The organism is Comamonas sp. w2-DMI (assembly GCF_040187735.1).
Classification (GTDB): domain Bacteria; phylum Pseudomonadota; class Gammaproteobacteria; order Burkholderiales; family Burkholderiaceae_C; genus Comamonas; species Comamonas terrae.
Genome location: NZ_JBANEL010000019.1, coordinates 72,082 through 95,304 on the forward strand (window position 1 = coordinate 72,082; position 23,223 = coordinate 95,304).

The window sequence follows — 23,223 nt, forward strand, 5'->3', positions numbered from 1 at the left end:
AGCCGGCCGCATGCTCTAAAAAAGCCGGGCCGGTTCAGCACTGGAATGCGTGCTTCCTACGCTACCACAGCCAGGGTGGCGCGGGCATGCATTCCTTCTATGTCATCAGCAGGCAAGGGGAAGGCGCGGGCGCAATCCGCAGCCGCCGCTTCCCGCCGGGCGGCTGCAAGATGGCCGCTCTGCCTGGGGGCAGTGCGAAGCCCGAAAGCGTGGCAACAGAGACGGAAGAGGGGCAGGCAGCTGTCAGAGTGCGCTGCCGCCGTCCATTTCCACCAGTGTCTGGAAGCCGCCCCAGAACATGCGCTTGGCATCGAAGGGCATGCTGGCCGGGTCCATGCCGGCGATGCGCGGGTCTTTCATGACGGCGGCGTTGATGCGGTCGCGCTCCTCGCGCGAGGCATAGACGATCCACGAGAACACCACGGTCTCGTCGTCTTGGAGCTGAACGGCCTGCGGGAACGAGGTGCGCTTGCCCATGGGCACGTCGTCGCCCACGCATTCCCGGTATTGCAGCGCGCCGTATTCCATCCAGACCTTGCCGGCGTCCTGGGCCAGCCGGCGGTAGGCCTCGATATGTGCGCGGGGCACCGGCAGCACGAATCCGTCAACGTAATGCATGGCAGTCTCCTTGGTGGCGGGGGTCTACAGCGTGGCAGCCAGCGCTTCCAGCTGGTCTGCGCAAATGCCCCAGCCGGTGTGAAAGCCCATGGCCTCGTGCTGCTGGCGCGCCTCCTCGGTCCAGTGGCGCGCGATGGCGGTGTAACGCGTCTGCGTGCCTTCGGGTTCGAAAGTCACGATGGCCGTGAAGAACGGCTTGGCGGAAGGCACCCAGCCGGCGGTATAGGCATCGGTGAACACGATGCGGCGGTTGGGTACCACTTCCAGGTACACGCCGGCGTTCGGATATTCCTTGCCATCGGGATCGCGCATCACGATCAGGCTGCCGCCGCCCGGGCGCAGGTCCACCTCGGCGCGCGCGATCGTCCAGGGGCTGGGCACGAACCATTGCTTGAGCAGCGCGGTATCGGTCCAGCAGCGAAACAGCTTGTCGGCCGGCGCCGCCAGCAATCGGGTCAGGACCAGATCGTTGGGGTGCTGGGGGGAAGGGGATTGGGTCATGGCAGAGCCTCCTTTTCAATGAATGGCCGGCGAGGTTTCGCCGGCCTGCAGATTCGCATGCAGCAGGGTGGAACCCAGTGCGGCGGCAAGCAGCGCAAACAGCGCGCCTGCGCCAAAGGCCCACTGGTAGCCGCCCAGCAATGCCCCAAGGGCATCGCTGCCGCGAGCGGCCAGTGCCGCCGTGCGGCCTGCGGCCAGACTGGCCAGCACGGCCAGGCCCAGCGCGCCGCCCAGCATGAACGCGGTGTTGACCAGACCGGAGGCCAGGCCGGCGTTGGCGGGCGAGACATCGTGCATGGCGGCCATCAGCATGGGGTTGAAGGCCACGCCCGCGCCCAGGCCCAGCAGCAGCATGCCGGGCAGCACGTCAAGCCAGAAACCGCCGGAGTCAGCCGCCAGGGGGGCGCGCGCGAACAGCAGCAGCCCCGCAGCGGCCAGCAGCAGCCCTGCGGCCAGCGGTGCGCGGATGCCGAAGCGCATCACCAGCCTGGCCGACCAGCCCAGCGACAGCGCCGCCATCACCAGATTGGCCGGCAGGAAGGCCAGGCCCACCTGCATGGGCGTATAGCCCAGCACCTGCTGCAGGTACAGCGCCGACATGAAGAACCAGGCGAACATGCCGGCCGACCACAGCACGGCACAGATATTGGAGATGCAGATATTGCGCCGCCGAAACAGCTCCAGCGGCACCAGCGGATGCGCCGAGCGCGATTCGATGAAGAGGAATAGCGCCATCAGCAGCGCAGCGGCACTCAGCAGGGCAAGCGTCCGGGCCGAGCCCCAGCCGGCCGTGTTGCCGCCGACCACCCCGTAGACGGCCAGCATCAGCGACAGCGTGACGGTGGCGGCGCCGGCCACATCGAGCTTCGCGCCGCTGCCCGGGGCAGCGGTGGCCGGCAGCAGCAGCCGGCTGGCCAGGTACACGGCCACGCCTATGGGCAGGTTGACGAGAAAGATCCAGTGCCAGCCCACGCTGGTCAGCAGGCCACCCAGCAGCACGCCCAGGCTGCCGCCACCGGCGCAGACAAAGCCGTAGACACCCATGGCGCGCGTGCGCTCCCGGGTTTCGGTGAACAGGTTCATGATCAGCGACAGGGCCACGGCCGACACCACGGCGCCGCCCAGGCCCTGGATGGCACGCGCCGCCACCAGGACCTCCTGCGAGGGCGCCAGTCCGCAGGCCAGCGAGGCCAGGGTGAAGAAGGCCAGGCCTGCGAGGAACATGCGGCGGGGGCCGTACAGATCGCCCAGCCGCCCGCCCAGCAGCAGGCAGCCGCCGAAGGTGAGCATGTAGGCGTTGACCACCCATACCAGCGAGGTCTCGGTGAAGCCCAGGTCGGCACGTATCGACGGCAGGGCGACATTCACGATGGTGCTGTCCAGCACGATCATGAGCTCGCCCAGGCACAGCACGATCAGTGCCAGCCAGCGGCGTCGGGAATGGGCGGCGGTCTCCATGCCGTTACGCCGAGCGCCCGTCGTAATGGCGCACCGGAATCGCGCCGAGGTCCACATCGTCCACGCAGCGCATGTTGATGGCCGCCATGGCCTGGCCCTGCGGGCTGGTGCCCTCTCCATAGAGGTGGATGCCGCAGTCCGGGCAGAAACGGTGGCGGATGACGTGCTTGTTGAAGGTATAGGTGCTGCTGTTGCCTTCCGGCGTGAGCAGCTTCAGATTTCCGCGTGGAGTGAACCACAGCAGCGAGCCGCGGCGCCGGCACATGGAGCAGTTGCAGGCCAGCACCTCGCCGACCTCGCCCTCGAACGTGAATGCATTCCTGCCGCAATGGCAGCTGGCTTGGTATTGCATGGCAAGTGGACAGTGGTTGGAAAGCTCACTGCATCGAGTGCAGGCCGATCATGTTGCCCTCTGGGTCCTGCACGATGGCGCAGTGGCCGTAGGGACCGATGGAGAACTTGGCGCGGTGGACCTGGCCGCCTGCGGGCTCGACGCGGGACTGCTCCACGGCGCAGTCCTCGCAGGCGAAATACACCATGGTGCCGCCTGCGCCCGAAGGCACGCCCTCCATTTTCACCAGCATGCCGCCGGCACCCGGGCGCTCCATCTCCATCGGAAAGGCCAGCATGCGCACGCCCCCGGAAGTGCCGTCAGGCGGGGCCAGCGGCTCCAGCGTGCACTGGAAGATGGTTTCGTAGAACCGGCGCGCACGCTCCATGTCCTGCACGTAGATCTCGAACCAGACAACGGGATTGGGTTTCATGATGAGTCTTCCTTCTGATGGAGGGAAACAAGCGGCCCCGTGCAGCGGCACGGCTTGCCGCGGCCTCTCAGGCGCTGCGGCGCGTGAGCACCACATGGGCAGCCTTGCCCGAAGGGGCGAACTGCGTGCATTCGTACCCCAGGGCCGGCAGGTCGATGTCCCCGAGCAAATGCTCCCCGCCGCCGAGCAGCACGGGGGCGATGGCGATGTGCAGCTCGTCGATCAGGCCGGCAAGCAGGTACTGCCGCAGGGTGGCGACGCCGCCGCCGATGCGCACATCCTGCGCGCCTGCCGCGGCGCGTGCCTGCTGCAGCGCTTCGTGGATGCCGCCGGTGACGAAGTGGAAAACCGTGCCGCCTTCCATCGTGACCGACGGGCGCGCGTGGTGGGTGAGGACAAAGACCGGCACGTGGTAGGGCGGGTTGTCTCCCCACCACCCTTTCCACTCCATGTCGGGCCATGGTCCGCGCACGGGGCCGAACATGTTGCGCCCGAGAATCCAGGCACCCACATTCCTGAAGCCGCGCGCGGCGAAATCCTCGTCCACGCCCGTGGTCCCGCCGTCGGCGCCGAACACCATGCGCTGGAACGTGCGCGTGGGCAAGGCCCACTGGTGCAGCTCCCTGCCTCCGGCACCCATGGGGTGGTCGAGATCCTGGCCGCGGCCCGCACCGTAGCCGTCCAGGGAGATGGTGAAGCTCTCAACGCGTACCTGTGGCATCTGCATACCCCTTTCCTCACGTAGGGCGGCCCGAATGGCGCACGGGGCGCACAAGCGGACTTGCCGGACTCAGCCCTGGCGGACGTTGACCATCCAGGGCGTGCCGAAACGGTCCTTGACCATGCCGAAGCCCTGCGACCAGAAGGTCTTGGCAAAAGGCATGACGGTCTGCCCGCCCTGCGCCAGGGCGTCGAAGAAACGCTGGCCTTCGGCCGTGCTGTCGGCCTGGATGGATACCCACAGGCCCTGGGCCGGCTGGTAGCCGCCGCAAGTGGCATCGGCGCCCGGCATGGCGTCCGAGCCCATCAGCGACTGGTCCTTGATCTGCAGATGCACATGCATGATGCGCTGCCTGGCCGACTCGGGTATCGGCGGCATGCCTTCCTGGGCCGGCATTTCGCCGAAGGTGCCCTGGTAGACGATGCTGCCGCCGAACAGCTTGGCATAGAAGGCGAAGGCTTCGGCGCAGTTGCCGTCGAAGTTCAGGTAGGGGGTGAATTGCATGCTGCTGTCTCCTGTGGGTTGAGGAAAAGGAATTCCGGAAGCCGGCAGGGCCTCCAGGCTATTGCCGCAATATGTCGTTCATGTGTACGGTGTTCACTTATTATGGAGATTAAAATGGACGCTGTCCACATTTTGAAGTGGAGGCTGCATGCAGGCTGTGAGGATTCGTTTGCGTCCGTATCCAGACCTTCATGGAGCGCTGTTTGCCGCTGCCGGATACGCCATGAGTTCATCGAGAGCAAGAAAAACCTATCACCACGGAGATTTGCGCCAGGCCCTGGTGCAGGCCGGGCTGGAGCTGGCGCGGGCCGGCGGCCCCGAAGCCGTGGTGCTGCGCGAGGCCACGCGCCGCGCCGGCGTGGCGCCCAATGCCGCCTACCGGCATTTCGCGAACCGCGAAGCGCTGTTTGGCGCGGTACGCGCCGCGGCGCTGGGCGCGCTGGCCCGGGCCATAGAGCAGGAAATGGATGCGGCGCGCGGCATCGAGGATGCGGCCCAGCGCTCGCGCGCACTGCTGGCGGCCGTGGGGCGCGGCTATCTGGGCTTTGCGCAGGCCGAGACCGGCTGGTTCCGCTCCGCGTTCGCCTGGGGCGCCTACGATGTGGAAGTCGCGCCCGACGCGGCGCATACGGCATCCATGGGGCTCAATCCCTTCGAACTGCTGGGCTATGCGCTGGATGCCATGCGCGATGCGGGCGTACTGGCGGCCGAGCGCCGGCCCGGCGCCGAATTCCTGGCCTGGTCCGCCGTGCACGGCATGGCCCTGCTCATGATCGACGGCCCGCTGCGCCACGCGCCGCCGCCCATGCGCCAGGCGCTGGCGCTGCGCCTGCTCGATATGGTGGAAAAAGGCCTCTGAGGTTTTCAGTCCGGTCCGCACAACCTGCAACATGACAAACAATATTCCCACCGGGCCGCAAGCCGGCTGTGCCACCACGATGGCCCGGGTGCGGCAATGGCTGGCCCAGGCCCAGGGCAGGCACAAGGGGCTTGCCGTGCTCACGGGCGCCGGCGTCAGCGCCGAATCCGGCGTGCCCACGTTCCGCGATGACAGCACCGGCTACTGGGCTCGCTTCAGGCCGGAGGACATGGCCAGCGAAGCCGGCTACCGGCGCGACCCGCAGCATGTCTGGCGCTGGTATGAATACCGGCGCGAGCTGGTGCGCAACGTGCAGCCCAATGCCGGCCACCTGGCGCTGGCGCACTGGGCGCAACGCCATCCCGCAGGCATGACCCTGATCACGCAGAACGTGGACGGCCTGCACCAGAAGGCCGGCAGCCCTGACGTGCTGTGCCTGCATGGCGAGCTGCTCAAGAACCGCTGGCTCAACCACCGCTGCGCGCAGTGCGACCTTGCGCATCCGGCCGCAGGCGAGCCGCCGTACTGCCCCGCCTGCGGCAACCTGGTGCGCCCGGCCGTGGTCTGGTTTGGCGAGTCCCTGCCCCAGGGCATCTGGGCCGAGGCCGAGCAGGCGGCCCAGAACTGCACGCTGATGCTGGTGGTGGGCACCTCGGGCGCCGTCTACCCGGCAGCCGGCCTGGCACAGATTGCGCGGCAGGCCGGGGCCCGCGTGGTGGTGATCAATCCCCGTCCGACCGAACTGGACGCCATGGCCCATGCCCTGCTGCACGGCCCTTCGGCCGAACTGCTGCCGCAACTGCTTTGCGAAGATTGATGCCTGCTACCGAATGAGAAGCTGTCGGCGCTTGATGGGTAAGCGTTACAGCCTGTTTTTGCTGTATTCCTAAACCCAGCCCATGGCGCCCAGCAGCGCCCCCGCACCCAGCAGCCACAGCAGATGCACGCGTGTGCGCCAGACGATGAGGGTGCAGGCCAGGCTCAGCAGCCATAGCCGCCACTCCCGGGCCGGCTGGCCGCCGGCGCTGCCGGCACTGCTCAGGAGCCAGCCCGTGGCCAGCAGCAGGCCCACGACCAGCGGAGCCATGCCCTGCTTGAAGGCGCGCACGCTGCGCCGGCCCTGGTTGCGCTGGCCCCAGCGCGAGGCCTGCCAGGCCAGCAGCGAACTGGGCAGCAGAATGCCGCCCATGCAGACCAGCACGCCCAGCAGACCGAACAGCCAGGCCAGCAGGCCGCTGCCGCCGCCGGCGTTGAGGCCGATGTTCCAGCCCAGCAGCGCGATGAACAGCACATTGGGCCCGGGCGCAGCCTGGGCGATGGCGATGGAGCTGGTGAACTGCGTGTCGCTGAGCCAGCCGCGGCCGTCCACCAGAAAGCGGTGCATGTCGGGCGCCGTGGCAATGGCGCCGCCCACGGCCATCAGCGACAGCGAAAGAAAGTACAGCAGCAGCTGCATCCAGTCGGACGGCTGCATATGGATGGCCAGTTGCTGGGCGGCCTGGACTGTCGTGGCGGCGCTCATGGGGCCAGCTTTCTCCAGGTCAGCACGCAGCCTGCACCGCCCACTGCAAGCAGCACCCAGAACAGCGGCAGGCGCAGCAGCGCCATGGCGGCAAACGCGGCCAGGGCCAGTGCATAGCCGGGCCAGCGGCCCAGCGGATGGCGGGCCAGCGTGGCTGCCAGCTTCAGGCCCATGCCGGCCACCAGGCCCGCGGCCACGGCGCCCATGCCCCGCAGGGCGCCGGCCATGGCGGGATGGGCGGCAAATTGCGAATACACAATGGTGAGCGTGATGACCAGCAGCATCGGAAAGCTCAGCATGCCGCAGACGCCGGCCACGGCGCCGCGCCAGCCGAAATAGCGCTCGCCGAGCATGATGGACAGGTTGACCACATTGGGGCCGGGCATGATCTGGGCCACGGCCCAGTCCTCGATGAATTCCTCGTTGGTCAGCCAGCGCTTTTTTTTCGACCAGCTCGCGCTGCACCACGGCCAGCACGCCGCCGAAGCCCTGCAGCGCCAGGAAGGTGAAGGACCAGTACAGGTCGCGCAGGCTGGCCGGGCGCGGCCTGGCTGGCGGCAGGTCGGCCGGGGCCGCTGATGCTGTGGGGGAAGAGGCGGCTGGAGTGGTCATCGGGGGCCTTGTGCCCGTGGCGCTGGTGCGATTGGCGATCTAGCCGTCGATGCTAATGCCTGCCGGTGCAGGCGCAGGCCTCGCTGGCATCTGCCTATGTGAAGCCGGCATCTGCAATGGCGATGGCAGCACCGCGCGATGCGGCGGGAGCCTCACAGTTCGCCGAGGATCTGCTCCAGGTCCGCCTCGTCCGCATCGGCTTCCAGGCGCAGGCTGCCCTGGATGTGGTCCAGGTGGCTGAGCATCAGCTGCTCGGCCTGCTCGCTGTGGCCCGCAGCAATGGCATGGACCACGGCCTCGTGCTCGTCCACCAGGCAGCAGGTGTTGACGGCGGATTCGTAAAGCGAAATCGTCAGACAGGTCAGCGTGGACAGTTCGCGCATGCTGCGCAGCAGGGCGGAATTGCCGGCCAGCTCGGCCAGCAGCACGTGAAATTCGCCCGACAGGCGCACGGTGGCGCGTTTGTCGGCGTTCTCGCGCGCTTCGCGCTCCTGCTTGAGATGGGCCTGCAGCCGGCGCATCTTGGCGCTGTCCATGCATTGCACCAGGCGGCGCACGATACCGGGCTCGATCAGCCGGCGCGCCTCGAAAACGTCCAGCGCCTGCTCGATGGTCGGCTTGGCCACAAAGGCGCCACGCTGGGGAAACAGCTCCACCATCTGGTCGCGCGCCATGCGGGCCAGCACCTCGCGCACGCGCGCGCGGCTGGTGTTGAAGATGCTGGCCAGCCTGTCCTCGCCCAGCTTGGTACCGGGCAGCAGGCGATGCTCGTGGATGGCCGTGGCGATGCGCGAAGCCATTTCATCCACGGTGATTTCGGATCGGGAGGAACTGCTTCGATTGTTCACTTTTGAGGCGGTTTTTGTTGACATGCTTAGGAATTCTAGGGCCTGTTCACGCAATCCGATCCGTGTGCGCCATATGAACAGGCCCCGGGCCGTGCGGCATGCCGCCGGCAGCTGCGCTCCCTGTGGCTATCCCGCAAACCGTTCAGGGCAATTGGCCGAAAAGCCGGGTCAGCCCTGGAGGAAGGTTCTTGAAGTCCTTGCGCGGCGGCTTGGCGAAGCTGCCGGCGCGCGCCGGTGCGGGCGCCAGCGACACCAGGCTTTGCGCGTGGTTGACGGCGCTGGAGACGCCATCGACCGCGGGTACGGGCAACTGGTGCTTGATGGAGCGGGCCAGGCCCGCCAGCGGCGCACCGGCGATGATCAGCACGTCGGCACCATCCTCGCTCACGGCGGCTTCGCACAGGGCCTGCAGGCGGGCCGCATGGTCGTCCTGCACGCTGCCGATGTCGCGCAGCGGCTCGTCCAGGCAGCGGATGCTGGCCAGGCGGCCGTCCAGGCCGTTGCGTTCCACCATGTCGCGGTACCAGGCGGTGATGCGCCGGGAGATGGCGATGATGGAAAAGCGCTTGCCCAGCATGCAGGCGCTCATGAGCGCGGACTCGGTCATGCCCAGCACGGGAATGTCCAGCGCCTCGCGCAGGCCTTCAAGGCCCGGATCGCCAAAGGCCGCAAGGATGACGGCGTCATGCTGGTGCGCATGTTCGGCGGCCAGCTCGGCCACGGCATAGGCTGCGATCATGGCCTCGAAACGCGTCTCGATATAGGCCACGCCCATGGGCGCGGTCAGCATGGTGATCTCCGTGCCCGGCGCGGCGGCCAGCCTGGCTTCTTTCTCGATGAGGGCGGTGACGCTCTCGGAGATATTGGGGTTGATGATGAGCAGTTTCATGGTGTGTGCGTGCGGGAGTTTCAGAACCGGGCCTGATGGCGCTTGGGCAGCAAGGTGGGCGCGCCGCGCTGCAGGAAACGGCCGCTGCCGGGGCGGGCATGGAACTGCTCGCCGTCCCAGACCACCTGTCCCGCAGACAGCGTGAGGCAGGGCCAGGCCTTGAGCTGCTGGCCTTCATAGGGCGTGTAGTCCACGTTGTCATGCAGATCGCGGTTGCTGATGGCGCGTTCGCCTTCCTGCCAGACCACGAGGTCGGCATCGGCGCCGATGGCAATGCTGCCCTTGCGTGGATGCAGGCCGTAGACCTTGGCAGGGTTGGTGGAGGTGAGTTCCACGAAGCGGTTGAGCGTCATGCGGCCGGCCAGCACGCCGTGCGTGTAGAGCAGCGACAGGCGGGTCTCAATGCCAGGAATGCCGTTGGGAATGTGACCAAAGGACACTTCCTCGCCATTGGGCTTCTTGCCTTCGGGGGAATCGTAGTTGAACGGCGCATGGTCCGAGGAGAACACTGTGAACAGACCGTCGTTCAGACCGTTCCAGATCACTTCCTGGTTGGCCTGATCGCGCGGCGGTGGGCTGCACACGCACTTGGCGCCCTGGTAACTGTCGTCTATGCCCAGATCCTCAGCGCTGAGGAACAGGTATTGCGGGCAGGTTTCGGCCATGATGTTCATGCCGTGGGAGCGGGCCCAGCGGATCTGCTCCACGGCCTCGCGGCCCGAGACGTGGACGATGAGGATGGGCACGTCGGCCAGCTCGGACAGCGCGATGGCGCGGTGCGTGGCTTCGCGCTCCACCAGCATGGGGCGCGAGACCGCGTGGTAGCGCGGCGCGGTGCGGCCGCTGGCTTCCAGGCGCTTGGTCAGCCACTGGATGCAGTCGGCGTTTTCGGCATGGATCATGGCGGTGGCGTCGTACCTGCGCGCCACGTCCAGCACATCGAGGATCTGGCCGTCGTTGAGCTTCAGATCGTCATAGGTCATGTAGATCTTGAAGGAGGTGTAGCCTTCGCGGATCAGTTCGGGCAGTTCCTTTTCCAGGACCTCGGGCGTCGGGTCGCTGACGATCATGTGGAAACCGTAGTCCACATGCGCCTTGCCCTCGGCACGGCGGTGGTAGTCCTGCACTGCGGCGCGCAGCGACTGGCCCCTGGCCTGGGCCGCAAACGGAATCACCGTGGTGGTGCCGCCGCAGGCCGCGGCGCGCGTGCCGCTGTCGAAGTCGTCGGCCATGCGCACGGGCGGCTCCATGGGCTGGTCCAGGTGGCAGTGGGCGTCGATGCCGCCGGGCGTGACCACGCGGCCCGCGGCGTCGTATTCGCGGGCGCCGGCGGGCAGGTGGGCGCCGAGCTGGACGATCTTGCCGTCACGTATGGCGATGTCGGCATCAAAGATGTCGCTGGCGGTGGCAACGCGCGCATTGCGCACTACGAGATCAAATTCGCGGGATGTCATGCTGAATGTCAGAGTTTCGGGGTGTCGGTGGGGTCGACCGGTGCTCCGGCCCGTCCCTGGTGTTGCGATGCGAGTTCGAGTTCGCGCGCCAGGGCCTTGCGGCTGGCGGGCGTGGGCTTGGCATGCGCCTGGTTGTCCAGGGCCGGCAGCACGTAGTCGTTGACCATGCGCCGGATGGCCAGCACGTTCTGGGATTCGCGCAGGCCGCCTTCGATGGGCAGCATGCTGGTCATGACCACGACGGCATTGCGCTCGGGCAGGACCACGATGAACTGGCCCTTGAAGCCCATGGCGTGTGTCTCGGGCTCGGTGGCGACGATGTCGTTGATCCACCAGTAATAGCCATACCAGGGCGCCGAGGTAGGTGCGGTCATGGTGCGGACCCAGGCCTGGGAGACGATCTGCTTGCCCTCCCAGCGGCCGCCGGATAGAACGAGCTGGCCTAGCTTGGCCATGTCCACGGCGCGCAGGCGCAGGCCCCAGCCGGAGGAGACCAGGCCCTTGTCGTCGGCGCGCTCCCAGGCGTAGTGGGTCATGCCCATGGGCTTGAAGATCTTCTCGTCGGCAAAGTTCTGCAGTGGCATGCCGGCGTCGGCGCCCAGCGTGGCGCTGGCCAGGATGGGGTTCACGTCGGTGTAATCAAACGCCGTGCCGGGCGTGACCTTGGGCGTGGTTTCGGCGGCGAGCTTGAGACGGTCGGGCGCGCCGTAGTAGATCGGGTCGTCGGTCGGCTTGAAGTTGTAGACCAGGCCGGTGGACATGGACAGCACATGCCGCAGTTCGATGGATTGCTTGTCGGAGAAGGCCTCCTTGAGATCGGGCCGCGCCTTGGCCAGGATCGGCGCCACTTTCTCGTCGAGCTTGCTGCGGCCTTCGTCCACCAGCACGCCGGCAGCCAGGGCTGTGACGTTCTTGGTGATGGAGTACAGCTCGTAGTTGTGGTTGCGCGTCAGGCCCTTGCTGTAGCGTTCGTAGATCAGCTTGCCGTCCTTGACGATTAGGAAGCTGCGCACGTCGAGGTTCTCCTTGCGGATCATCTGCGACAGCTGCACCAGCGGGCGCGAATCGACGCCCACGCTCTCGGGCGAGGCGGTGGGCAGGTCCGAGGCCTGGGCGAGCAGGGGCGCGGCGGTGGCCAGCGCCAGGCTGATGGCGCCGCAGATGCGGCGGATGCGAAGCGTGCTCATGGGTGTTCTCCGTAAGAGGTTCCGTGCCCGGGTGCCAGGTCGATGCCTCTGCAATCCCCGGCGTGCCGGGGACTGCAGGGCCTTCTCCATCGAGGATGGCCGGGCGGCTGCGGTACTTAGACCGGGATCTTTTTGCTGTAGTCGATCAGGATCGAAGAGCAGATGAACAGGCCCGCGCCGGCGGCGGCGAAGAGCATCATGGCCATGTCGTAGGAGCCGGTGGCCTGGACGATGACGCCCACCAGGATCGGCACGCCGATGCCGGCGCAGTTGCCGCCCAGGTTCATGACGCCGCCCAGGAAACCGACGCGGTTGCGGGTGCCCAGGATGGAGGGCACGCACCAGAACAGGCCGCACCAGCGCAGGAAGAACAAGGTCACCGACAGCAGGACCACGATGGTCACGGGATCCTTGAAGCGGGCCACGTTGTAGATGGCGACGGTGGCGATCACCGAGGCGATGCCGAACAGCGTGCGCAGCACCTTGGCCTGGGAAGCGCCGGCGGCCTTCCACTTGTCGGCGATCCAGCCGCCGACCATCTCGCCGACGAAGCCCGAGAAGAACATGATGAACACGGCGCCGCCCATCTGCTTGATGTCCATGTTGTGCACCTTGGACAGGTAGGTCGGCATCCAAGTCAACAGGCCGTAGAACAGCGCGTTGAAGCACATCCAGCCGAAGAACATGCCCCAGACCGAGCGGTACTTGAAGAAGTCCATCACCTTGCCGCTGCTGTGGGTGGGCTCGGCGGCCAGGTCGGCGGCGTGGGATTGCTCGATGAAGGACGCTTCGGCCTCGTTGACGCCGGGGTGCTGGCGCGGATGGTTGCGGATGTACCACCAGGCGAAGACGCCGGCGATCATGGTGCCCACGCCGGCCACCACGAAGGAGATGCGCCAGGAGTCGAAGTGGGTCAGCAGGCCCGCGATGATCAGCGCGCCCAGGGCTGCGCCCAGCGGAGCGCCGCCATCCAGCAGCGTGGCGCCGCGGCCGCGCTCGTTCTGGGTCATCCAGATGCCGTTGAGCTTGCCGCCGGCCGGATAGATGGGGGCCTCGGAGGCGCCCAGGCCCAGGCGGGTGATCAGCAGCGACACCCAGCCCGTGCAGGCCGCGGCGATGGCCTGGAAGAAGCCCCAGCCCAGCGTGGAGAAGACGATCACGACACGCGGGCCGAAGCGGTCGGCCAGCATGCCGCCGGGAATCTGCATGAAGGCATAGGTCCAGAAGAAGGAACTCATCAGCAGGCCCTGGATGGCGGGGCTGAGGTCGAACTCCTTGGCGATCATGGGCATGGCCACGGACAACGATGCGCGATCGATGTAGTTGATCGCGATCAGGAACAGCATCATCAGGAAGATCTTCCAGCGCACCTTGGTCGGTGCCGCCGCCGCATGCGGCGTGGAAATTGCGGTGGGGATTTGCATCTCGGGTCTCGCTCCATCGGTTGGTTAGTTGTTCGATGTGAGGCTGAAATCTAATTGTCGACAATATTGTCGACAATATCGTAAACACCTAGTTGGCGATCTATCCCTGAACTGCTCTTCTGAAACCCTGCAGGCTTGCGACTCCGGTATCGCCTGGCTGGAGGTTTGGTGACGAATCTTCTTCAAGTGACTGTCGACAATATTGTTGACGTTTCTTGCGGCGGGGAGAACAATACCGGCCAGCCGCTTCGCCGGTTCCTCATGCAACGGAGACAAGCAAGATGACTGCAACTACAACCTGCCTGGGCGTGCTCACGCCTTCTTCCAACACTGCGCTGGAGCCCCTGACCAGTGCGCTGGCCGCCAGCGCGGGCAACTGCTCGGCCCATTTTTCCCGCTTCACGGTGACCGAGATTTCGCTGGCCGAAGGTGCGCTGAACCAGTTCGACGACAGCAAGATCCTGGCTGCCGCCGAGCTGCTGGCCGATGCCAAGGTGGACGTGATCGGCTGGAGCGGCACGGCCGCAGGCTGGCGCGGTTTCGACACGGACCTGCGGCTGTGCGGGCGCATCGCCGAGCGCACCGGCATCAAGGCCACGACGGCCATCCTGGCGCTCAACGAGCTGATGCAAAAGCTCTCCGTGAAGAAGCTGGCCATCGTCAGCCCCTACACGGCGGACGTGCAGCAATGCATCGTGAACAATTACCGCGCCGCGGGCGTGGAAACCACAGCCGAGCGCCATATGGACATATCGGTCAACCACAGCTTTGCGCTGGTGGAGCCCGAGCGGCTGCTGCAGCTCATCGGCGATGTGATCGAGGAGGGCAGGCCCGACGCCGTCGTCACCTACTGCACCAATTTGCGCGCTGCGCACCTGGCTGAAGAGGTGGAGCGCCGTTGGGGCGTGCCGCTGCTCGATACCGTGAGCACCACGGTCTGGGGCATGCTGCGTGCGGCCGGGCGCGACCCCTCGGCCATCCAGGGCTGGGGCCGTCTGTTCGATGTTGCATGATGCGGGGATTCGATATCGAACCTGAACGATTCCAGAGGAGACAACCATCGTGAAACTGCTTCGCTATGGCAGCGCGGGTGCGGAGCGCCCGGGGCTGCTGGACGCCGAGGGCGTGCTGCGTGACGCATCATCCCTGGTGCCCGACTGGGGCCCGGGACAGTTGGGCCCGGACGCGCTGGAGCGCATCCGGCATGCGGACTGGAGCCGCCTGCCCAGGGTCGAGGGCGCGCCGCGCCTGGGCTGCCCCGTGGCGCAGGTGGGCAAGCTCGTCTGCGCCGGTCTCAACTACGCGGACCATGCGGCCGAGGCCGGGCTGCCCGCGCCGGCCGAGCCCGTGCTGTTCATGAAGGCCGTGACGGCCATCAGCGGGCCTGGCGATCCGGTGCAGTTGGTGCCGGGCGCGGACAAGGTCGACTGGGAGGTGGAGCTGGGCGTGGTCATCGGCAGCCGCGCGCGGCGCGTGACCGAGGCACAGGCCCTGTCGCATGTGGCAGGCTACGTGCTGGCCAACGACGTGTCCGAGCGCAGCTGGCAGCTGGAGCGCGGCGGCACGTGGACCAAGGGCAAGAGCCATGACACGTTCGCGCCGCTGGGCCCCTGGCTGGTGACGGCCGACGAGGTCCCCGATCCCCACCGCATCGGCCTGTGGCTGGAAGTCAACGGCAAGCGCATGCAGGACGGCAACACGGCCAACTTCATCTTCAGACTGCCCGCGCTGATCTCGTACATCAGCCAGTTCATGACGCTGGAGCCCGGCGACGTGGTGCTGACCGGCACGCCGGCGGGCGTCGGCCTGGGGCAAAAGCCCCCGGTGTTCCTCAAGCCTGGCGACGTGATGCGCCTGGGTGCCGACGGGCTGGGCGAGCAGCGCCTGGTCTGTGAAGCTTCGGGCCACTGACGGCAATCTTCGGCGTCGCTGCAAAGCCTTGCCGTATGGCCGTACTGGCTGCGGGTTCGCGCTTCGCCACAACCGCAAGCCTTCGACTGGCCCGGCGGTGTCTGCCGCACCCGGTATGGCCCTGCGGCGGCGCTAGCGCGTCAGCGCCATGCCGCCCTGCAGGCGCTCGCTGACGGCGGCAGCCATGTTGGCCGGTGCGTCCTTGAGCAGCGACGGCCACAGCGCCCGGGCCTGCTGCAGCGAATCCTTGAGCAGGCTGATGTGGCGCGGAATGCGCAGCAGCCCGCCGGCCTGCATGAGGGCGCGCAGCCCGTCCCAGTCCAGGCGGCGCAGCCTCTCGTCGATGGCGCGGTTGACCGCGTACTGGCCGGGTGGCGCATCGGCGAAGAAGGCTGCCACGCAGACCGGGTCGTACAGCGGTGCCAGCCGCGGATGGCGCCCGTCCGGGTAGACCAGAGCCCAGTTCTTCAGGTGGGCATCGGTATTGCCCATGAGCATGAAGGCCAGCATGCGCGCCAGGAATTCGCGCGTGTCCTGCACGGGCTCGGGGCTGAGCCGGTTGAGCACGCGCAGCATGACGGCCCAGTCGCGCAGCGGCTCGGCGCCATGGTGCTGGCCGTACTTCTGGCGAGGCGCATAGCCCAGCACTTGGTTGAACTCTTCCATGTGGATGCGCTCGCCGCCCGGCAGGTGGTCGAAGCGCGCCACGGCCAGGATGGTGTCGAACGGCACCTGTTCGGGCAGCTCGGCCTCGGCGCGGCCCACGATGCTGGCCTGGGCGCAGCGCAGCCCCAGGGCCTGGCACAGCTGGTAGCCCATGTATTCGTTTTCCACCAGATCGGGATGGCGGCTGGTGGGCAGCTTGAGGATGGTGCTGCCCGCCTGCCCATGGCGGTGGATGGTGTAGCGCCGGCCGTTGTGCACTGCGCTGAACTTGGTGACCACGCCGGGCAGCGAGGCCGCATCGGCCACGGGGAACTCCACAAAACCCGGCTCCAGCACGTCCAGCCCCTGCGTGGTGTGCCAGTGGCGCACGGTGTCCGGCACGCCGGCCTGCGGCGGCACGGGCTCCACTTCCAGTGCGCCCATCAGGTCGTGGCCGGCGGCGGCCAGCAGCTCGAACTCGTCGTCGGGCGCGCAGCCGCGTTCGGCCGCAAGCCGTTCGCGGTTATGGCCTTCGGGCAGTAGGTTCTGGAAATACACGGGCCAGCGGCCGTCGGTGCGCACCAGGCGCGCATCGCGCGCCGAAGCCAGGATCTGCCGCGTCGCCGCCTCGGTCTCGCCCGTATAGCTCAGCGAGAGCGTGGGGCGCGCGCTGTCCGCTATGTAGTCCTCGTCGAACGAGATGCGCAATATGTCGCCGTACTGGGACAGGTAGCCGATGCCGCGCCGACCGCCACCCTGGGCCGCGGGGCGGTGCATGTACAGGCGCAGATAGCGGATGGCGGTGCTCATGGCGGCGGTTGTGACCGGGTGCAGGGCTTAGAGCCTGTCGACGATCGAAGGCGGCGCATCCGCCCCCTGCGGCTGCGCCAGGAACTTGCCGCCCGACTGTATGAAGGCCTGCAGCTGCGCGCGCAGGGCCGAGGGCACGGCGATCAGGTCCATGTCGAGCACGCGCGCCATCTCCTGCAGCGTGGAAAAGCGCGGATCCACATCGCCGGTTTCGGTGCGCTGCACGGCCATGCGCGACAGGCCGGCGCGCTCGGCCAGCTCGGCCTGGGTGATCTGGGCAGCCTTGCGCGCCAAGGCCAGGGTTTGGATAAGATCGGAAGTCATGATGCTTAATATACGCTTTATTTGAAAAATGAGTATATTCAGTATCTTTTTGGTGCTGTGCGTTGCTGATACGCTGCACCTGCTTCATGCGGCCGTCAAGCCCGCAATGCAGGCTGTGGCCCGGTATCCATGCCGAGGCTGCACAGGCGGTGCGACGGCAGGACAATAATCCGGTGCCCTGGTGCAGCCGGCTTGTGCAGGTGCAGGCCGGGGCCGGTCAGGGCACAGGCGCTTGCGCCGCACCGTGGCGGCACAGGATTTCAAGGAGTTTCGAATTGGACTGGATAGCTTCCCAGATCAGCCACGAAGGTGTGAAGTGGTGGCTGTCCATTGGCTGGTCGCTGTATGTGGTGGTGGTCAGCGTCTGGATTCTGCTGCAGCGCAGCGCCCCGGTGGCCACGCTGAGCTGGCTGCTGTCCATGGCGGCGCTGCCCGGCCTGGGCCTGGCGATCTATTACTTCTTCGGGCCACAGCGCCTGAAACGCCAGCGCATCAAGCGGCTGCGCTCGCGCAAGCGCTCCAAGGTGCGTGCCAGCATGCAGAGGCTGCGCGATCGCATGCCCGAGGGAGACCTGCGCCTGCACCAGGTGGCGCGGCTGGTGGCCGCCACCAGCGATTTCCCGGTCAGCAGCGCCACCCGCATGCGGCTGCTGACGGGCGGCGCGGCCACCTTCGATGCCATTGCCGAGGCCGTGCGGGCCGCGCGCCACCATGTGCATCTGGAGTACTACATCTACGAACCGGACCGGACCGGCACGGCGCTGCGCGACCTGCTGGTGGAAAAGGCGCGCGCCGGCGTGGCGGTGCGGCTGCTGATCGACGCGCTGGGCTCCAAGAAGCTGGGGCGCAAGTTCCTGCAGCCGCTGCTCGACGCCGGGGCCCAGGTGGCGCGCTTTCACGACACCCGGATAGGCCGGCGTCTGCGGCCGGTGATCAATTTCCGCACCCACCGCAAGATCCTGGTCTGCGACGGGCTGGTGGGCTTCACGGGCGGCGTCAACGTCACCGACGAGGAAAACGAGCGCATCCGCAGCGATGCCTACCACGACGTGCACCTGCATGTGGAAGGCCCGATCGTGAACTGGCTGCAGACCGTGTTCATGGAGGACTGGGCCTATGCGCTGGAAAAGGCGCCGGCCCAGCTGGCGACCGACGTGGAGGTGGATGCGCTGCTGCCCGACATGCCCGACGGCGACATCCCCATGCAGGTCATCACCTCGGGCCCGGACAGCGGGCTGCATGCCATCTACCGCGCCCATCTGGCGGCCATCAATGCGGCCGAGCAGCGGATCTGGCTGACCACGCCGTACTTCGTGCCCACCGAGGCCGGCCTGGCCGCGCTCACCAATGCCTCGCTGCGCGGCGTGGATGTGCAGATCCTCGTGCCCAGGAAGTCCGATTCGGCCCTGGTGACGGGCGCTGCGCGCTCCTATTTCGACGAGCTGATCCGCAGCGGCGTGCGCGTCTACGAATACGAGGCGCGCATGCTGCACTCCAAGACCCTGCTGGTGGACGAGAACATCGCCATCATCGGTACGGCCAATTTCGACTACCGCAGCTTCTTCCTCAATTTCGAGGTCTGCGTGATCGGCTACGGCCCCGAGCTCAACCGGCATCTGGCCCAGCAGTTCATCGCCGACCTGCGCCAGTCCCATCCGGTCTCGTACAAGAGCGAAAGAGGGCTGGGCCGGCGGCTGTTCAGCTCGGCCGCACGGCTGTGCTCGCCGCTGCTCTGAAGGAACCCCAGGCCATGACTTCCGTGGAGACCACAATGACCGATGCCTCGACCGACACCCGCCAGCGCTGGCTGGACTGGGGCCTGACGCGCAAGCGGCTGCTGGTGGTCACCGGCGCGGGCTGCAGCACCGAAGTGGGCATCCCCGACTACCGCGACGAGCAGGGCGCCTGGAAGCGGCCCCAGCCCGTGACCTTCCAGGCCTTCATGGGCGACGAACAGGTGAGAAGGCGCTACTGGGCGCGCAGCATGCTGGGCTGGCGCGTCATGGGCCAGGCCCGGCCGGGCACGGCCCACAAGGCGCTGGCCGTGCTGGAGCAAAAGGGCCGACTGGAGCTGCTGCTCACCCAGAACGTGGACGGCCTGCACAGCGCGGCCGGCAACCGGCAGACGCTGGACCTGCACGGCCGCATCGATACCGTACGCTGCATGGACTGCGGCCGGCGCCATGCGCGTGCGGACCTGCAGCAGCGCCTGCTGGAGCGCAATCCGCAATGGGCACGCCTGTATGCGGCGCCCGCGCCCGACGGCGATGCAGACCTCGAGCACCGGGATTTCAGCGGCTTCGACGTGCCGGCCTGCCCGCATTGCGGCACCGGCCTGCTCAAGCCCGATGTGGTGTTCTTCGGCGAAAGCGTGCCGCGCGAGCGCGTGCAGGCAGGCCTGGAGGCGGTGGCGCGCTGCGACGGCGTGCTGATCGCGGGTTCCTCACTCATGGTGTATTCGGGCTATCGCTTCGCCCTGGCCGCGGCCGAGCAGGGCAAGAGCCTGGTGGCCGTCAACCAGGGCCGCACGCGCGCCGATGCGCTGCTGGACTTCAAGCATGCCGGCGAAGTCGGCCAGGCCCTGATGGAGCTGGCGCAGGCGGCCTGAGGCTGCTGCTCCGGGTTGCTATTGATTGATGAGCTGCTGGCGCGCATCAGTTAAAGAATTTCGAATCGATAAAGGCTGAAGTTGCCTGTTGACAGGCGCCGGCAGCTCCTGGTTTTGACAGTCCGGGTGCCTCGCAATCTCTGCGGGCATCCGGTTCGCGGGCATACTTCGGGCCCATGGCTCATACCTTTTTCTGGCACGACTACGAAACCTTTGGCGCCCAGCCGCGCTACGACCGGCCCGCGCAGTTCGCTGGCATCCGCACGGATGCCGAGCTCAACGAAATCGGCGAGCCCGTCATGTGGTACTGCCAGCCGGCCAACGACTATCTGCCCGATCCACAGTCCTGCCTGATCACGGGCATCACGCCCCAGCGCGCGCTGGAGGAAGGCGTGACCGAGGCCGAGTTCTCGGCCCGCATCGAGGCCGAACTCGCCCAGGCCGGCACCGTGGGCGTGGGCTACAACACCATACGCTTCGACGACGAGATCACGCGCTTCATGTTCTGGCGCAATCTCACCGACCCCTATGCGCGCGAATGGCAGAACGGCTGCGGCCGCTGGGACCTGCTGGACGTGGTGCGCATGGTCTATGCGCTGCGCCCCGAAGGCATTGCATGGCCGACCAAGGAAGATGGCAGCGTGAGCTTCAGGCTCGAGGACCTGGCGCGTGCCAACGGCCTGCTGCACGAGCAGGCCCACGATGCACTGTCCGACGTGCGCGCCACGATTGCGCTGGCACGCCTGATCCGGCAAAGGCAGCCGCGGCTGTTCGACTTTGCCTTTGCGCTGCACAAGAAGGACCGCGTGCTGCAGGAAATGGGCCTGCCCGCCGCGCAAGAGCATGCACGCCCCTTCCTGCATGTGACCGGCATGATCAGCCCCGCGCGCGGCTGCCTGGCCGTGATGTGGCCGCTGGCCACGCACCCGGTCAACAAGAACGAGATCATCTGCTGGGACCTGTCGCAGCACCCCGGCGAACTGGCCGGCATCGGTATCGAGGATCTGCGCCTGCGCCTGTTCACGCGCCAGGCCGAGCTGCCCGAAGGCATGAGCCGCCTGCCAATCAAGAGCATTCACATCAACAAGTCGCCCATGGTGGTCGGCAGCCTCAAGACGCTGAGCCCGGCCATGGCCGAAAAATGGGGCGTGGACATGGAACTGGCAATGCAGCATGCGGCGGTGGCCCGCGACCTGCCCGATATGAGTGCGCAATGGAAGGCCGTCTTCACGCGCGAGGCGGGTGAGCCGCTGGACGCCGACCAGGATCTGTATGGCGGCTTTGTAGGCAACGAGGACCGCCGCCGTCTGGAGCGCATCAAGCGTCTCTCGCCACAGGAGCTGGCGCTGGACAAGACCGGTTTTGATGATGCGCGCCTGACGGAGCTGGTCTGGCGCTACCGTGCGCGCAACTTCCCGGCCACGCTGACCGCGGCGGAGCAGCGGCGCTGGGAGCAGCACCGCGCGGCCTGCCTGATCGAAGGGCGGGGCGGCGCGCGCACGGCCGAGCAGATGTTCGCCATGATCGATGCGCTGTCGGAAACCGCGGACGAGCGCGGCGAGGAGATCCTGGGCGATCTCTACGACTATGCCGACGCCATGCTGCCGGAAGCGGATTGAGGCCGGAGAGCGGCCCCCGCGGAGGACCGCTATCGTCAGCTCATGCGGCGCAGCAGCCCGTCCTTGAGCACGAACTGGTGCCACAGCGCGGCCGCCGCATGCAGGCCCACGGCTGCGAACACCAGGTTGGCGCCGGCCTCGTGGATGTTCTTGAGGCTGCGGCCCAGCGGCGCATCCACCGTCAGCGGCAGCATCCAGGAGGCGCCGAAAAAGGGGACGGGCTTGCCCGACCAAGCCACGGCCAGCACGCCCAGCACCGGCATGGCCAGCATCAGCAGGTAAAGCAGCCAGTGCATGGCCTGGGCCGAGAGTTCCATCCAGCGCGGGCCGGGCGGCAGCGGCGGCACCCCGGTACTGGCGCGCACCGCCAGGCGCAGCGTCATGAGCAGCAGCACGGCGAGGCCGAAGCTCTCATGCCAGACGGCCATCTGCGCGCGCTCGGGCGAGCCTTTGGGGAAAAAGCCCTTGATCTCTATGGCCGCCACGGCCAGAGCGGCCGCGACGAAGACCAGCCAGTGCAGCAGCACCAGCGGGCGGGAGTAAGTGTCTGAACGGGTCATGATGCATTCTTTTCGCTTTCGGCAAAAAACATATTGATGTCCATCATTTACCGCGCCGGATAGCCGGGCCGGCGCGATAGGAGGCTGCAGCCCGCCGTCGAAGGGCGGCCTCGGCGGCTTGCGAGGCGATCAATCGTCGAAGTCCCAGAGCTCATGCAGGTCCAGCCGCAGGCGGCTGTCGCTCTCCAGGGCCTCGCTGCGTGCCAGGCGCTCGGCCAGCAGCGCGTCGGCCAGCATGCGGCGTACGGCCAGCAGCTCGCCCAGGCCCGATTCGCCGGCACGGTAGCTGCGCAGGGCGCGGTCGGCGGCGCTGCGCTGCAGCGTGACCGCCTGCTCCTGGGCCAGCGCCGCCGCGCGCCTTCCGGTCAATTGCTGCCAGAGCACGTCGAACTGGGCCCCCAGCTGCCGCTGTGCAGCCAGGCGGCGCGACAGGGCCGCGTCGGCATCGGCCAGGGCGGCCGCGGCCTGGGCCTCGCGGTGGGCCGAGCCCAGCGGCAGGCTGAGGCTCACGCCGGCAAGACGTTCGGCGCCGCCGCGCTCGCTGGTGGCAAACACGCCGACCGTGGGGTCGGGGTGGCGCTCCAGGTCGGTGCGGCGCGCCTGCTGCAGCGCCAGTGCTTCCTCGGCCTGCGCCAGCAGGAATTCGTGGCTGTGCTCCACATAGCGCGCGCGCAAACCGGCCGGCTGCGCAGGCAGCTGCGGCAGGGGGGGGCGCGGCATCGGCGGGCGCGCCCAGCCCGGGAAAGCGCGCCTGCAGCTCGGCCAGGGCCGCGGCCCATGCGGCTTCGGCCGACGCCAATGCAGCCTGCATGCGTGCTTTTTCTGCCGCGGCCAGCTCGGCTTCCAGCCTGGCAGCATCGCCGGCGCGCAGGCGGCGCTCGGTGATGCGGGCCAGTTCCGTTGCGGCGTCCGCATTGTCTTGCGCAGCTTGGCGAACCTGGCCGGCGCGAAGCGCGGCAAACCACAGCGCCAGCAGCTGGCGGGCCGTCTCGTGCCGGGCGTCCTGGGCAGCCACGCGGCCCGTGGCTAGCGTGGCGTCGGCCAGTTCGGCATCGGCTTCGGACTTGCCCCACAGGCGCAGCGGGCGTTCGATGGCGATCTGGCCTTCACCGAAGCGCTGGCCCGTTCCATCGCGCACCCAGCGGCGCTGCCCCATGGCGCGCACCACGGTTTCATGCGGGCCGGCGCGCAGTCCGTCGGCGCGGGCCTGGGCACCGCGCCGGGCCGCATCGGCGGCCTGCACCGTGGGCGACTGCTCCACGGCTGCGCGCACCGCAGCCTCGGGCGGCAGGTAGCTCTGGGCCTGGGCCGCGCCCGCCAGCAACAGGGCCGCACCCCAGGCAGGCCGCAGAGGTTTCATGCTCATTTTCTTGAAAACTCGGTAA

Annotated in this window: 23 protein-coding genes and 2 pseudogenes; 7 read left to right on the plus strand and 18 right to left on the minus strand. The window is 67.5% G+C overall.

The annotated features are described in order from the left end of the window. Nucleotides 1-243: 243 nt before the first annotated feature. From V8Z74_RS18555 to V8Z74_RS18585, 7 genes are all read right to left on the minus strand, one after another. Entirely contained in the window at nucleotides 244-618 is a 375-nt protein-coding gene (locus V8Z74_RS18555; protein ID WP_349710575.1) for a DUF1428 domain-containing protein, read from the minus strand. A gap of 24 nt (nucleotides 619-642) precedes the next feature. Continuing rightward, nucleotides 643-1,119, minus strand: a complete 477-nt coding sequence (locus tag V8Z74_RS18560) for an SRPBCC family protein (protein ID WP_349710577.1) — start codon at nucleotides 1,117-1,119, stop codon at nucleotides 643-645. A 15-nt stretch (nucleotides 1,120-1,134) separates the two neighbouring features. Further along, nucleotides 1,135-2,577, minus strand: coding sequence for a DHA2 family efflux MFS transporter permease subunit (locus V8Z74_RS18565; RefSeq protein WP_349710578.1), 1,443 nt, complete (start codon nucleotides 2,575-2,577; stop codon nucleotides 1,135-1,137). A gap of 4 nt (nucleotides 2,578-2,581) precedes the next feature. Next, complete coding sequence (locus V8Z74_RS18570) at nucleotides 2,582-2,929, minus strand: GFA family protein (protein ID WP_349710579.1); 348 nt, start codon at nucleotides 2,927-2,929, stop codon at nucleotides 2,582-2,584. 25 nt (nucleotides 2,930-2,954) lie between these two features. Beyond that, on the minus strand, nucleotides 2,955-3,341 hold the full coding sequence (locus tag V8Z74_RS18575; protein ID WP_349710580.1) for a VOC family protein: 387 nt from the start codon (nucleotides 3,339-3,341) through the stop codon (nucleotides 2,955-2,957). A gap of 67 nt (nucleotides 3,342-3,408) precedes the next feature. Beyond that, nucleotides 3,409-4,062, minus strand: coding sequence for a dihydrofolate reductase family protein (locus tag V8Z74_RS18580; RefSeq protein WP_349710609.1), 654 nt, complete (start codon nucleotides 4,060-4,062; stop codon nucleotides 3,409-3,411). A gap of 69 nt (nucleotides 4,063-4,131) precedes the next feature. Further along, nucleotides 4,132-4,566, minus strand: a complete 435-nt coding sequence (locus tag V8Z74_RS18585) for a VOC family protein (RefSeq protein ID WP_066480649.1) — start codon at nucleotides 4,564-4,566, stop codon at nucleotides 4,132-4,134. 223 nt (nucleotides 4,567-4,789) lie between these two features. Here V8Z74_RS18585 and V8Z74_RS18590 point away from each other — a divergent pair, with 223 nt between their 5' ends. Beyond that, nucleotides 4,790-5,425 carry a TetR/AcrR family transcriptional regulator gene (locus V8Z74_RS18590; protein ID WP_349710582.1) on the plus strand — a complete coding sequence of 212 codons (636 nt, stop codon included), beginning with the start codon at nucleotides 4,790-4,792 and terminating at the stop codon, nucleotides 5,423-5,425. 31 nt (nucleotides 5,426-5,456) lie between these two features. Further along, nucleotides 5,457-6,242: an SIR2 family NAD-dependent protein deacylase gene (locus V8Z74_RS18595; RefSeq protein ID WP_502879580.1), complete on the plus strand. Its 786-nt coding sequence runs from the start codon at nucleotides 5,457-5,459 to the stop codon at nucleotides 6,240-6,242. A gap of 69 nt (nucleotides 6,243-6,311) precedes the next feature. On the opposite strand, the gene V8Z74_RS18600 is transcribed toward V8Z74_RS18595, so the two are convergent. The 7 genes and pseudogenes from V8Z74_RS18600 to V8Z74_RS18630 all read right to left on the minus strand — a co-directional run bounded on the left by V8Z74_RS18600 (nucleotide 6,312) and on the right by V8Z74_RS18630 (nucleotide 13,361). Continuing rightward, on the minus strand, nucleotides 6,312-6,947 hold the full coding sequence (locus V8Z74_RS18600) for a chromate transporter (protein ID WP_349710583.1): 636 nt from the start codon (nucleotides 6,945-6,947) through the stop codon (nucleotides 6,312-6,314). Next, nucleotides 6,944-7,559, minus strand: a pseudogene (locus V8Z74_RS18605) (chromate transporter). The gene V8Z74_RS18600 and the pseudogene V8Z74_RS18605 overlap by 4 nt, the downstream one beginning before the upstream one ends. 152 nt (nucleotides 7,560-7,711) lie before the next feature. After that, the gene (locus V8Z74_RS18610) at nucleotides 7,712-8,359 is read right to left on the minus strand and encodes a GntR family transcriptional regulator (protein WP_066480625.1); all 648 of its coding nucleotides are present in this window, start codon (nucleotides 8,357-8,359) and stop codon (nucleotides 7,712-7,714) included. A 190-nt stretch (nucleotides 8,360-8,549) separates the two neighbouring features. Beyond that, entirely contained in the window at nucleotides 8,550-9,296 is a 747-nt protein-coding gene (locus V8Z74_RS18615) for an aspartate/glutamate racemase family protein (protein WP_349710584.1), read from the minus strand. Between the two features lie 20 nt (nucleotides 9,297-9,316). Continuing rightward, nucleotides 9,317-10,750: a dihydropyrimidinase gene (hydA, locus tag V8Z74_RS18620; protein ID WP_349710585.1), complete on the minus strand. Its 1,434-nt coding sequence runs from the start codon at nucleotides 10,748-10,750 to the stop codon at nucleotides 9,317-9,319. A gap of 8 nt (nucleotides 10,751-10,758) precedes the next feature. Beyond that, nucleotides 10,759-11,937, minus strand: a complete 1,179-nt coding sequence (locus tag V8Z74_RS18625) for a serine hydrolase domain-containing protein (protein ID WP_349710586.1) — start codon at nucleotides 11,935-11,937, stop codon at nucleotides 10,759-10,761. Nucleotides 11,938-12,053: 116 nt separating this feature from the next. Then, nucleotides 12,054-13,361, minus strand: coding sequence for an MFS transporter (locus V8Z74_RS18630; protein WP_349710587.1), 1,308 nt, complete (start codon nucleotides 13,359-13,361; stop codon nucleotides 12,054-12,056). Nucleotides 13,362-13,642: 281 nt separating this feature from the next. On the opposite strand from V8Z74_RS18630, the gene V8Z74_RS18635 reads away from it, so the two are divergent. Both V8Z74_RS18635 and V8Z74_RS18640 read left to right on the plus strand, forming a co-directional pair. Then, entirely contained in the window at nucleotides 13,643-14,374 is a 732-nt protein-coding gene (locus tag V8Z74_RS18635; RefSeq protein WP_349710588.1) for a maleate cis-trans isomerase family protein, read from the plus strand. Between the two features lie 49 nt (nucleotides 14,375-14,423). After that, nucleotides 14,424-15,272, plus strand: a complete 849-nt coding sequence (locus V8Z74_RS18640; RefSeq protein WP_349710589.1) for a fumarylacetoacetate hydrolase family protein — start codon at nucleotides 14,424-14,426, stop codon at nucleotides 15,270-15,272. A gap of 132 nt (nucleotides 15,273-15,404) precedes the next feature. On the opposite strand, the gene V8Z74_RS18645 is transcribed toward V8Z74_RS18640, so the two are convergent. Both V8Z74_RS18645 and V8Z74_RS18650 read right to left on the minus strand, forming a co-directional pair. Further along, nucleotides 15,405-16,727, minus strand: a complete 1,323-nt coding sequence (locus V8Z74_RS18645) for a type II toxin-antitoxin system HipA family toxin (RefSeq protein WP_349710590.1) — start codon at nucleotides 16,725-16,727, stop codon at nucleotides 15,405-15,407. Between the two features lie 27 nt (nucleotides 16,728-16,754). After that, the gene (locus V8Z74_RS18650) at nucleotides 16,755-17,051 is read right to left on the minus strand and encodes a helix-turn-helix transcriptional regulator (RefSeq protein ID WP_066480606.1); all 297 of its coding nucleotides are present in this window, start codon (nucleotides 17,049-17,051) and stop codon (nucleotides 16,755-16,757) included. A gap of 275 nt (nucleotides 17,052-17,326) precedes the next feature. Between V8Z74_RS18650 and cls the strand changes: the two genes are divergently transcribed. The 3 genes from cls (at nucleotide 17,327) to sbcB (ending at nucleotide 21,278) form a co-directional block, all read left to right on the plus strand. Beyond that, nucleotides 17,327-18,787, plus strand: coding sequence for a cardiolipin synthase (cls, locus tag V8Z74_RS18655; RefSeq protein ID WP_349710591.1), 1,461 nt, complete (start codon nucleotides 17,327-17,329; stop codon nucleotides 18,785-18,787). A gap of 35 nt (nucleotides 18,788-18,822) precedes the next feature. Then, complete coding sequence (locus V8Z74_RS18660) at nucleotides 18,823-19,659, plus strand: NAD-dependent protein deacetylase (protein ID WP_349710612.1); 837 nt, start codon at nucleotides 18,823-18,825, stop codon at nucleotides 19,657-19,659. Nucleotides 19,660-19,835: 176 nt separating this feature from the next. Beyond that, nucleotides 19,836-21,278, plus strand: coding sequence for an exodeoxyribonuclease I (gene sbcB / locus V8Z74_RS18665; protein ID WP_349710592.1), 1,443 nt, complete (start codon nucleotides 19,836-19,838; stop codon nucleotides 21,276-21,278). 35 nt (nucleotides 21,279-21,313) lie between these two features. Here the strand turns inward: sbcB and V8Z74_RS18670 are convergent, their stop codons facing one another. Both V8Z74_RS18670 and V8Z74_RS18675 read right to left on the minus strand, forming a co-directional pair. After that, nucleotides 21,314-21,838, minus strand: a complete 525-nt coding sequence (locus V8Z74_RS18670) for a cytochrome b (RefSeq protein WP_349710593.1) — start codon at nucleotides 21,836-21,838, stop codon at nucleotides 21,314-21,316. Between the two features lie 129 nt (nucleotides 21,839-21,967). Further along, nucleotides 21,968-23,204: pseudogene (locus tag V8Z74_RS18675) on the minus strand (TolC family protein). Between the last annotated feature and the right edge of the window lie 19 nt (nucleotides 23,205-23,223).